Here is an 11,724-nt window from a genome sequence, read left to right as displayed (position 1 = left end):
TTCGATTATGCCGGTGATGCCGACAAGTCTGGCGCGGATTCCGCAGCCTGTGGATGAATATCCGACTGTGGACAGGCAAGCTAGCGGGGTGACCTCCGACGAGAACGTACTGATCGTGCACTGGCACGACCTCGGCCGCTACCTCGGCGCCTATGGTCACCCCGACGTGGTGAGCCCACGCATGGACGCATTGGCCTCCGAAGGGATCCTGTTCACCCGCGCACATGCGACCGCGCCGCTGTGCTCGCCGTCGAGGGGTTCGATCTTCACCGGCCGCTACCCGCAGACCAACGGGCTTGTCGGCTTGGCTCACCACGGCTGGGAGTACCGGACCGGCGTTCGTACGCTGCCCCAATTGTTGGGCGAAGCAGGTTGGCACACCGCACTTTTCGGCATGCAACACGAGACCAGCTTTCCGGCGCGGCTGCGCTTCGACGAGTTCGACGTGTCGAATTCATATTGCGAATACGTCGCCGAACGGGCGACGGAGTGGCTGCAGAATGCGCCGGATCAGAAGTTCCTGCTGACGGCCGGCTTCTTCGAAACTCACCGGCCGTACCCACACGACCGCTACGACCCCGCTGATCCCGGCGGCGTCGAGCTGCCCGGCTATCTCCCCGACACCCCCGCCGTCCGGCAGGATCTCGCCGACTTCTACGGCTCCATCACCACCGCGGACGCCGCTGTCGGCCAGCTGCTCGACACCCTCGATGACACCGGATTGGCCGATTCCACCTGGGTGATCTTCCTTACCGACCACGGACCGGCGATGCCGCGGGCCAAATCGACGCTCTACGACGCGGGCACCGGCATCGCGGCGATCATCCGTCCGCCACGCAAACGCCAGCTCGCAGGCAGCACCTATGACGACCTGTTCAGCGGCGTCGACGTGGTCCCAACGCTGCTCGACTTACTCGGGGTCGCCATCCCGGACGATATCGACGGCCTGTCGCACGCATCGGAATTGTTGAACACCTCGGAAGACCGCAACGAAATTCGAACCGAGGTCTTCACGACAAAGACGTATCACGATTCGTTTGATCCAATCCGAGCGATTCGCACCAAGGATTACAGCTATATCGAAAACTACGCGCAACGACCACTACTCGATCTGCCCTGGGATATCGAGGAGAGCGCGCCAGGGCAGGCGGTGGCCCCCTACGTGACAAGCCCACGGCCGCCGCGCGAACTCTACGACCTCAACGCCGACCCAACGGAAACGACCAATCTGCTGGAAGGCGAGGTCAACGAGAAAATGGAAGCCGTCGCACGCGAGCTCGCGCTGCTCCTCAACGACTGGCGCGTCAAAACGGGCGACGTCATCCCGTCGGAGTTCGCCGGTACCCGCATCGCCGAACGATACGTCCAGACCTATGCGCATATCCAAGGCCTACGCTTACCCAGCCGGTCCGCCATCGCAGAAGAGCGCGGCATTGAAACCAATTCCGCGCAATAGTTAAAGTCACGGCGATCAAAAACACCCGTCAGACAACGCAATTCAATTGCCGTTAGGCTCACGCCCATGGCCGCCAGCCCCAACGCCTATCTGGTTCTCGCGTCGCAGCGCAGCGGCAGCACGCTGCTCGTCGAATCTCTTCGCGCTACCGGCGTTGCCGGCGAACCCCAGGAGTTCTTCCAGTACCTGCCCAACACCTCGATGTCACCACAGCCCCGGGAATGGTTCGCCGACCTCCAGGACGAATCCGTGTTGCGCCTGCTCGACCCTCTCATCGAGGGCAAGCCGGACATCGCACCGGCAGAGATCTGGCGCGACTACATCCGCACCGTCGGACGCACCCCCAACGGGGTGTGGGGCGGCAAGCTGATGTGGAACCAGACTCCCCTACTGCTGCAACGAGCCAAGGACCTCCCGGAGCGCTCCGGCGACGGGCTGCTGTCCGCCATCCGCGATGTCGTCGGATCCGACCCGGTCCTGGTGCACGTGTACCGGCCCGACGTCGTGTCCCAGGCGGTGTCGTTTTGGCGGGCTGTGCAGACCAGGGTGTGGCGAGGCCGCCCCGACCCGGCCCGCGACGCCCGGGCGGAATACCACGCCGGCGCCATCGCGCACGTCGTCACCATGCTGCGCGCTCAGGAAGAGGGTTGGCGGACCTGGTTCGCCGAGGAGGACGTCGACCACATCGACGTGTCGTATCCCGTGCTCTGGCGCAATCTGACCGAAGTGGTGGGCGATGTGCTCGAAGCGCTCGGTCTCGACCGTCGACTGGCGCCGGAACCGGTGCTTGAGCGCCAAGCGGATCAGCGCTCCGATGAATGGGTAGAGCGGTACAAGATCGACGCGGAACGAGAGGGGCTCCCGGTATGACGACCACGGTGGACGACACTCAGGTCGACGAGCTGCGGCTGCTGGAAGCCGAGGCCGTCCACATCATCCGCGAGGTAGTGGCCGAGCTACAACGCCCGGTGCTGCTGTTCTCCGCGGGTAAAGACTCAATTGTGCTACTGCGACTGGCGGAGAAGGCCTTCCGGCCGTCGCCGCTGCCGTTCCCGGTGCTGCACATCGACACCGGCCACAACTTCGACGAGGTCATCGCATTCCGGGACCGTCGTCTCGGCGAGCATGGCCACAAGCTGATCGTCGGCTCCGTGCAGGAAACCATCGACAGCGGCCGGGTGCCTGATCCGGGCCCGACGGCCTCGCGTAACCGCCAGCAGACGCGCACCCTGCTGGATGCGCTGGAAGCCGGCGGTTTCGACGCGGCATTCGGTGGCGCCCGCCGCGACGAGGAACGCGCCCGCGCCAAGGAACGCATCCTGAGCTTCCGCGACGAGTTCGGCCAATGGGATCCGCGCGCCCAGCGCCCGGAACCGTGGTCGTTGTACAACGGCCGGATCAAAAAGGGTGAGCAGGTCCGAGTGTTCCCGCTGTCCAACTGGACCGAACTCGACATCTGGCGCTATATCGAGCTGGAAAACCTTGAGCTACCGTCGATTTACTTCGCCCACGAACGCGAAGTGGTGCACCGCGATGGCATTCTGCTCGCGGTCTCGCAGTACGTACAGCCCGAAGGCGACGAGCAGGCAGCAGTCGAATGGGTGCGCTACCGCACCGTCGGCGACCTGACCATCACGGGCGCGGTGCGCTCGCATGCCACCGACATCACCGGCGTCATCTCCGAGATCTCGGCCGCCACCGTCTCCGAACGCGGCGAGACCAGGGCCGACGACCGCACCTCGGTGGCCGCAATGGAAGACCGCAAACGCGAGGGTTACTTCTGATGACAACCACCAAAGTAGCTACCAGGCAACTACTTCGACTGGCAACGGCCGGTTCGGTCGACGACGGCAAGAGCACGTTGATCGGTCGGCTGATGCACGACACCGACAGCCTGCCGCTGGATCACCTCGAAGCCGTCACCGATGAAGAAGGGGTGGCCGATCTGGCCGCGCTGTCCGACGGTCTGCGCGCCGAACGCGAGCAGGGCATCACCATCGACGTGGCGTACCGCTTCTTCTCCACCGAATCCCGCAGCTACATCCTCGCCGACACCCCCGGGCACGAGCGCTACACCCGCAACATGTTCACCGGCGCCTCCAATGCGCACGTCGCGATCCTGCTCGTCGATGCCCGCGCCGGTGTGTTGCGGCAGACCCGGCGACATGCCCGAATCGCAAAGCTGTTGGGCATCAAACATTTCGTCGCCACGGTGAACAAGATAGACCTGGTCGATTTCAGCGCAGAGCGGTTCGCCGAGGTCGAAGTCGAGCTGCGGCAGATGGCCGCGCGGCTCGGGGACGCCGAACTGACGGTGATCCCGATCGCGGCCAAACACGGTGACAACGTCGTGCACCGCTCTGAGCGGACACCCTGGTATCAGGGCCCGACTCTGCTGGAATACCTTGAAAAAGTCGAACTTTCGGCCCCTCAGCCGGAGGCGTCTCGGCTGCGGTTCCCGGTACAGTGGGTCTCGCGTCCCACCGCCGAGCAGCGCCGGCGCTATACCGGCCGGCTCTCCGCGGGCACGGTCAAGGTCGGCGACGAGGTGGTGTCGTTGCCTGCAGGCACCCGCTCCACCGTGACTGCCGTGGACACGCTTGACGACAACCGTTCGACTGCCGTTGCGCCACTGTCGGTGTCGATCGAATTGGCCGATGATATCGACGTCGGGCGCGGCGACGTCTTCGTCAGCGCCGCGGAGGATGCGTCACTGCCGGTACTCGCGCGGGAACTCGATGCGACGGTGTGCTGGTTCGCCGATACGCCGCTGCGCGCCGGTGACCGGCTGGCGTTCAAGCAGGGCACCAGGACGGTGCGGGCCACCGTTCAGGCGTTACACACCCGACTCGACCCCGAGACGCTCGACGAACTGGACGGCCCCGTCGAGCTGGCGCTCAACGACATCGGTTCGGTGACCCTGCGGACCAGCTCGATCGTCGTCGCCGATCCCTATGCGGACAACCGCGACAGTGGCGCCTTCATCCTGATCGACGAATCGTCGAACGACACCGTCGGCGCAGGCACCATCACCGAGGCCCGCGAGGTCAAGCCGGGCTCCGCCACCCGCAACGACATCCGTTGGCATCCTTCCTCTCTCGACCGCGATTACCGCTGGGGCAAGACCGGCCAGAAGGGCGCCACCATTTGGTTCACCGGGCTGCCCGCGTCGGGCAAGTCGACCGTGGCCGTCGCGGTGGAACGTGCCCTGGTCGAATCCGGGCAGGTCGCCTATCTTCTCGACGGCGACAACCTGCGCCACGGTCTCTCCGATGACCTCGGCTTCTCTGCCGGTGACCGCGCGGAGAACATCCGCCGGGTCGGGCACCTGACCCGGCTGCTCGCCGACGCGGGAGTGGTGGCGTTGGCCTCGCTGGTGTCGCCCTTGAAATCCGACCGGGAGATCGCCCGCACTCTCAGCGAGGCGGCCAAACTGCCGTTCATCGAGGTGTACATCGCGACGTCACTGGCGGAATGCGAGAAGCGGGACCCGAAGGGTCTCTACGCGCGGGCCCGCTCGGGCGAACTCACTGGGCTCACCGGTGTCGACGCCCCCTACGAGCCACCGGAGAACCCCGACCTCGTGCTGGACACCACCGGCGCCGATATCGACGCGCTGGTCGCTCAGGTGCTGGAGCTGCTGAACAGCCTGCGGTAGTTCACCTGCGACCTGGGTAACCGTTGTTGGGTTCAGGCCAGGCGTGATGCGACTGAGGCGGCCGATGTCGACTGCGAAGGTCAACCATGGAGAATCACCTTGCGCGCTTTGGTCTTGGCCGCGTCGACGAAGACGTCATAGGCGGCGAGGATGTTGCCGAGCTCGAAGTGATGCGTGGCAAACTTGTCGACGTTCAACGCGCCGTCGGCGACCAATCGCAACAGCATCGGTAAGGTGTCGGTGTTGACCAGGCCCATGGATATGTTGATGTTCTTGATCCACAAGTCTTGGAGCGCAAGGCTGACCGAGCCACCGTGGACTCCCACGTTGGCAACATTCCCACCAGGTCGCACAATGTCGAGCGCCATCTGGAATGTTGCCGGTATTCCCACCGCCTCGACCGAGACGTCGACACCGTGCCCGCCCGTCAGCGCGAGTACCTTGTCGCGCCAATCGGGGTCGCTCGAGTTCACCCAATGTGTCGCACCGAAGTCGAGGGCCCCCCGCGCACGACTCTCGTCGATGTCGACGGCAATGACCCGTGAGGCCCCCTGCAGACCGGCAGTGGTCATTACTGCGAGGCCAACCGGGCCAGCACCGATGACGGCGATGGCGTCACCGGGTTTAACTCGGCCATAGAGAACTCCGATCTCGAACCCAGTGGGAAGGATGTCGGAGAGCATCACACCTTGCGCCGGCGTCACTCCTTCAGGGAGCTTGTGCGCAGATGTCTCGGCGTAGGGAACCCGAACGTACTCGGCCTGGGTGCCGTTGATGAGGTGACCGAAGATCCAGCCCATTCCGGAGGCGCCTTCACCTCCGGCGCAGTGCGAGTGGACGCCGCGTCGGCAATAGTCGCAACGGCCACAGTTCTTGATGCAAGCCAGAATCACCTGATCGCCGACCTGCAATGTGGTCACGGCACTTCCGGCCTCCACGATTGTGCCGACACCCTCGTGCCCAAGTACTCGCCCTTCACGGACGGCGGGGACATCTCCCTTGAGGATGTGCAAGTCGCTTCCGCAAATGGTCGTCGCATCGATCTTCACGATGACATCGGTAGGAGCTTCGATCTGAGGGTCTGCGACGGTATCCCACGACTTGTAGCCGGCTCCGTGGTAGACAAGGGCTTTCACTACGATCTCCTTCGGTGAAGAGTGCTGCTGGTCAAAGCAATTCGGTGGCAGTGGCGCGCGCTACTTGTTTAAAGCCGTAGCGGCGACGTCGAGCGCCGCAAGGTCCATTCTCAGTCCTCAGTGGAGACGCGCCAGTTGGGCCAGTACGGTCTCGGGCTCCGCGTCGGCCGGCACCTCGGCGAACAGGGCGCGTCCGGGTGGCACGATGCCGTCAGTCCAGAACGACTGCGGTACAACAGCACCCGGTGCGCCGCCGTGGAACGTCAATTCGTCGTCCGTCCGCATGGCCAAACCCCAGCGGTAGTGCTCGACCGCGTTCACCACCGGTGTGTAGGCGACCAGATCCTCCGGCACGAGGCCGGTCAACGCCGGGTCGTCGTTACGACGGCCGTCGAGGAGCAGCAGCGTGATCGGCAGAGCTTCGAAACGCCGCAGCCAGTCGGCCAGGTACATCGATGCCGATTCACCGTGGTCTGGCTCGATTCCGGTCAAATCGGATTTACCACAGCGAGATTGGGCCAGCGCCAGCCAGCGCAGCGGCGCGGGTATCTGCAGCACGACCGGCTGTCGACTGGTCTTGCCGAGCACTTCGACCAACCGGGTCGCGCAGGCGGTCAGATCGTCGTCGGCCAACAGGGTCTTCAACGCGTACCCTGTGCGGCTGCGTGCACCCATGGCGTCGATGAGACCCGGCCGCGTAGACAACTGCTGGTCGTAGGCGGCGCCAATGTCGACCAGCGTGGTGTCCGGCCGCAACAGCCCCTGGGCCTGGCCGAAATAGCTCTGGCATTCAACCGGTTCGGACCATGGCACGGGAGCTCCGCGCAGGATCCGTGTCGACCCGTACGCCGCATGGTCGAGGATCAACGGGACCGACCGTCCCGAAGGGGGACTCGTCAGGACATCGTCGAACTTCGTGAACATGATGGTTCTCCTCAGGTTGCGCGCCGGGCTGGGCAGGACGATCCGATCCGGGGCGGAGTTTTCGGCTCCGCCCCGGGCCGGGTCAGGTCAGACGTCGGATGTTCTCGCCGTGCTTGGATTCCAGCTCGGCAATCCGCGCCTCGAGGTGCGTGATCTTCACTTCCCTGCGGTCCGGCACCATGATGATCGGCATTTCGTCGATGGTCGCCGTGACCCGGGACGGACCGTCAATCCCGAACACCGTCGCGGTCAGCTCATCGGTGTCATCGCCCCAGGACCCGTAGTAGAGCATGTCTTTCGGCGGCTCGGGTGTGACCCACTCGTCGACGAACTCCTGATACGGCTTGCCTCGGTGCAGCCGGTCCTTCCGAGCCTGCGCACGTGCTGCCTCAGTGGCTTCGGCATCGATACGGAACGTCTTCTCGTCGTAGATCACCGCGAAGATGTCCCGGGCCACCTTGGGGCTGATCCGGCGTAGTTCGGCGTCGTTGATCACCGCTGCGGGATCCCGCTCCAGTGGATCACCGTAACCCCCGCCGGCGCCCTGGGAGATCATGTACAGCTCACCGTCCTTGGCGACGTCGAATTGCAGACCCATATGGGACGTCATGTATTTTCCGCCCTCGAACGGCCGCTCGTTCATGACCTTCTCGATGGACAGATCGAACTTGCTGGAATCCTGGCGGATGGCGTCATAGGCGTTGACCCCCTTGACCATTGACAGAGGGTAGGTGCCACAACCGTAGCCGCCGAACATGCCGTAGATCGAGGAGAACTTGGCTCCCGAGGTCACCGTCATGAAGCCCCAGTGCGGGCTGCCTTCGCTGGCGACGATCATCTCGTAACCCATGCCGCCCGTGAACTTGCCGAATCCCATGTTGTCGCGAACCAGGCGTTTGGATACCAGCTGCATGAAGGGCACCTCCTCCTCCATGACCTCCTGTTCGGCGGTGTCGGCCATCGCGCAGAACAGCGGCGAGACCGCGTCCTCACCGTCCCGAAACGGCTTGGCCCCACCCGGCATGCCGTTGAGGTCGGCGCACAGGTTTCCCACCGAGTCCCCGTGCTGGGTGATGCCACCCCAGAGGAAGGTGTTGATCTGGTTGAACCAGTTCGCCACCACGTTGGAGTGCTTCTTCGGGGTGGAGAACTGCATCTTGCCGTAGAGCGACTGCAGCGCCGAGAAGCCACGGAAGGACGCCTGCAGCGACTGCCCCATCGGCGCGTCATAGGATGCGTCGGCCCAGGTCCCCTCGTCGGAGATGATGTCGATACAACTCATCGCCGAGGTGCAGCGCGGCAGATCCGGCCACCAGAATGCCAGAATTGCCTGCATCATCATCGATTTCACCGAACACAACGGCGAATTCATGGCCCGGTTCAGGATTTCGGGGCCGGTGCCGCGCAGGTCGATGGTCATCTTCTCGCCCTTGACGTGGATCTTGCACGCCATCTTGATAAGGATGTTCTCCTTCAACGTGCTGTCCATGAACTGGTTGAAACTCACTGTCCCATCCGGTAACTCGCCGATCCTGCGGCGCACTTCGGCATCAACGTCCTCGATGGTCACCCGCAGTGCCCCGACGAAGGCCTCGACACCGACCTCCTCGATGATGGCGTCGACGCGTTCCATGATGCGGCGAACCGAGCCGATCTTGACCTTCAGGTCGGCGAGTTGCAGCTTCGGATCCCGGACCGAATGCTGCAGGAAAGTCAGCAGGTCGCGGCGCAGATGGCCGCGCTCAACGATCTTGAACGGGCTCATGCGCAGCCCGTCGTCGAACGCGGTCTCCGAACCCGACGGCATGCCACCGGGTTCGCAGGCGCCGTTCTCGCCCTCATGGATGGTCGCGGCGACCCAGGCGATGATCTCGCCATCACGCACGATCGGCATGATCATTGACTGGTCGGTGTTGTGCACATTGCCGAACCGGGCGTCATTGTGAATGAATCCGTCGCCCTCGTCGATGCCGACGGTGGGCTCGTCCTTCCAGTACTTCATGATGTACCGGATCGGGTGGTGCAGAATGGCGGAGAACGCGATCACCCCGTGACAGGACAGGTAGGAAACGTCACCGGCGGCCGTGTAGATGGCTGTGGTGAGGTCGCCCCACTTCGCTCCCGGCGCGGCGCCCTGCGCCTCGCACATCTCGTAGCCCTCGTCGAGTGCGCCCGCGATGCGTTTGCGCACTCGCTCTACGGTCACCCGATCAACGCCTTTGGCGATACAGGCCTCCTCGTAGACGGATCGCTCGGCGATGCTGTGTGAACGCATGATCTCCGGGTCCGGCCCGAGGAACAGTGTCGTCTCGTCCATGAACTTGTCGACCCACTCCTGCTCCAGCTCGGAGAGGTCTTGAGGCCGATCGTCGAATGTGGTCATGATTGATCCTGTTCTTGTTGTCCGGTCAGTCCTGCAGGAACCACACCGCGCCCTGGCTGGTCGGCTCGAGGCGCCAGCCTGGCTCGACGAGGAAGGTGGTGTTTTCGGTGGTGACGATCGCCGGACCCGGGATGACATGCGCGTGGGTCAGCGCGTGCTGGTCGTAGACCGGGGTGTCCACGGCGCCGTCCGTGTCGACGAAATGAGCCGCCCGCCGGCCCACGGCGACCGGAATACACCGCGGCCCACCGTATTCCAGTGATTCGAAGCGCACGACGTCACCCTCGACGTAGGACGCCACCCGCACCGTCCCGACCCTGATGCCGGCCTCGGGGGCCGCGCAACTCGCGCCGAACCGGTGGCTGTACACCTCACCGAAGGTCTTGATGACGTGCAACACGTCCCCGACGCCGTTGATTCGATTGATGTCGAGAGTCACTGCCTGTGTGAGCAACTGGTTTCCATACCGCATGTCCAGTTCAAGTCGGTACTGGACGTCCTCGGCGGCAAAGCCCTGGCGGACGAGGTCTTCACGGCCCAATGCCTCAAGTTCGGCGACGATCTCGTTGAACTCGCCATAGCTGTCGTACAGGGCGCGGCTGGTCGCGTTGTACAGCACCACGTGCGCACCGCGCTCGTGGAAATGCAGTTGCCGCATATTTCCGGCCCCCAGGGCCGAGAACACCGACGAGAAAGGTGGCGCCAGAACGCGTTTGATACCAGCATGTTTGGCGATACCACAGGCGTGCAGCGGTCCGTTGCCGCCATAGGCCAGCATTGTGAAGTCCTCGGGGAGGTAGCCGCGCACCCGCAGCTCCTTGCCGATCCCGATCGCCATCTGCTCGTCGACGCCGCGCTTGATCTCCTTGGCGATATCAAGTACGTCGGAATCCAGTTCGTCGCAGAGAGTTTCCTCGATCGCGAACACCGAGCGTTTCGGATTCAACTTGATGTAGCCGTTGGCGTAGTTGTCCGGATCGAGGTAACCGAGTAGCAGGTCGGCGTCGGTCACGGTGGCCCGCAGCCCGCCCCGGTCGTAGCACGCAGGTCCGGGGTTGGAGCCCGCCGACTCCGGACCGATCTTGATGGCATCGTGGATGCGGTCGTAGGAGGCGATCGAGCCACCGCCTGCACCGAGGGTGTCCAGGTGCACCATCGGCACCGAGACCAGCCAACGGTCGATGGTGGGTAGGAAGTCATAGTGCTTCACCCCGCCCTCGGGGACCAGACCGATGTCGAACGAGGTGCCCCCCATGTCCGTGGAGATCACATGACCCAACCCGGTCTCGTTCGACAGATGCTCCGCCGCACCAACTCCGGCGATCGGGCCGGAGTGGATGGTCTGCAGCGCATCGGTGGAGTTCATCTGCGCCATACCGCCGGAGTTGTGAACCACCAGCATCGGCTTCTCGTAACCGTAGTCGCGCAGGTTGTTCGACAGCTGGCTCAGCGCGTGGAACATGATCTCGTGTAGGAACGCGTCGACGATCGTCGACGTCGCGCGAACGTACTCACCTTTGCGACCAGAAACCTGGTGGCCCAAGAGAATAGGGATTGCGCCCAGCTCATGCAGCGGGAACTCCTCCAGGACTATCTCCTGAATCTGCAACTCGTGCTCAGGGTTCTCCGTGGCGTTCGTCAGCGACACGACGAGCGCCTCGGCTCCGGCGTCGACCAGCTCACGCACCACGTTGCGAACGTCCTGTGGGTCGAGGCGGGCCACGACCTTTCCTGCCGAGTTCACCCGCTCCTTGACCGAGCGGATCAGCCGGCGCGGCACCAAGGGATCAGGCCGCTCGGCGGCAGGCAGGTTCTGCTGCATCGAGGAGTCAAGGCCCTCACCGTAGCCACGCCCGCGCGACAGTGGGATGGTGTCTTCGAACCCGTGGGTGACGATCGCAGCGACCATCGGTCCCTTGCGTTCGATCAGGGCGTTGGTGCCCAGTGTCGTCGCGTAACGCACCGAATCCACCTCGGCGAGGACGGTACCGCGGTCGAGTTCGGCTCTCTTACAGGCCAAATCGAGCGCCTCGTTGAAACCTAGAGCGAGGTTGTGATGGGTGGTCAGCGCCTTGGCCTCGATGTACTGGTCGTCCCAGACGAAGAAACAGTCGGTGAAGGTGCCGCCGATATCGACGGAAATTCGTTTCATGATTGCCAGGTCTCC

8 protein-coding genes are annotated in these 11,724 nt (G+C 63.9%); 4 read left to right on the top strand and 4 right to left on the bottom strand.

Translation table 11 applies throughout. The annotated features are described in order from the left end of the window. The first annotated feature begins 67 nt into the window (after positions 1-67). From H7J73_RS20130 to cysC, 4 genes are all read left to right on the top strand, one after another. Complete coding sequence (locus tag H7J73_RS20130) at positions 68-1,456, top strand: sulfatase family protein (RefSeq protein WP_264069393.1); 1,389 nt, start codon at positions 68-70, stop codon at positions 1,454-1,456. A 66-nt stretch (positions 1,457-1,522) separates the two neighbouring features. Continuing rightward, on the top strand, positions 1,523-2,326 hold the full coding sequence (stf0, locus tag H7J73_RS20125; RefSeq protein ID WP_264069392.1) for a trehalose 2-sulfotransferase: 804 nt from the start codon (positions 1,523-1,525) through the stop codon (positions 2,324-2,326). After that, positions 2,323-3,240 (top strand): sulfate adenylyltransferase subunit CysD, encoded by a 918-nt coding sequence (cysD, locus tag H7J73_RS20120; RefSeq protein ID WP_264069391.1) that lies wholly within the window; start codon positions 2,323-2,325, stop codon positions 3,238-3,240. The genes stf0 and cysD overlap by 4 nt, the downstream gene beginning before the upstream one ends. Then, positions 3,237-5,114 carry a sulfate adenylyltransferase subunit CysN gene (gene cysC / locus H7J73_RS20115; protein WP_264069474.1) on the top strand — a complete coding sequence of 626 codons (1,878 nt, stop codon included), beginning with the start codon at positions 3,237-3,239 and terminating at the stop codon, positions 5,112-5,114. Before cysD ends, cysC begins: the two co-directional genes overlap by 4 nt. Positions 5,115-5,194: 80 nt before the next feature. Here cysC and H7J73_RS20110 read toward each other — a convergent pair whose 3' ends face one another. The 4 genes from H7J73_RS20110 to H7J73_RS20095 form a co-directional block, all read right to left on the bottom strand. Continuing rightward, positions 5,195-6,250, bottom strand: coding sequence for a zinc-dependent alcohol dehydrogenase family protein (locus tag H7J73_RS20110; protein WP_264069390.1), 1,056 nt, complete (start codon positions 6,248-6,250; stop codon positions 5,195-5,197). A gap of 117 nt (positions 6,251-6,367) precedes the next feature. Then, positions 6,368-7,174 carry a hypothetical protein gene (locus H7J73_RS20105; protein ID WP_264069389.1) on the bottom strand — a complete coding sequence of 269 codons (807 nt, stop codon included), beginning with the start codon at positions 7,172-7,174 and terminating at the stop codon, positions 6,368-6,370. A gap of 82 nt (positions 7,175-7,256) precedes the next feature. After that, positions 7,257-9,557: a hydantoinase B/oxoprolinase family protein gene (locus H7J73_RS20100; protein ID WP_264069388.1), complete on the bottom strand. Its 2,301-nt coding sequence runs from the start codon at positions 9,555-9,557 to the stop codon at positions 7,257-7,259. Between the two features lie 25 nt (positions 9,558-9,582). Further along, positions 9,583-11,709, bottom strand: a complete 2,127-nt coding sequence (locus tag H7J73_RS20095; RefSeq protein WP_264069386.1) for a hydantoinase/oxoprolinase family protein — start codon at positions 11,707-11,709, stop codon at positions 9,583-9,585. Positions 11,710-11,724 lie beyond the last annotated feature (15 nt).

The organism is Mycolicibacterium komossense (genome assembly GCF_025822605.1).
Taxonomy (GTDB): domain Bacteria; phylum Actinomycetota; class Actinomycetes; order Mycobacteriales; family Mycobacteriaceae; genus Mycobacterium; species Mycobacterium komossense.
The sequence above is the reverse complement of the archived record's forward strand: the minus strand, read 5'-3'. Positions and strand labels throughout refer to the sequence as shown.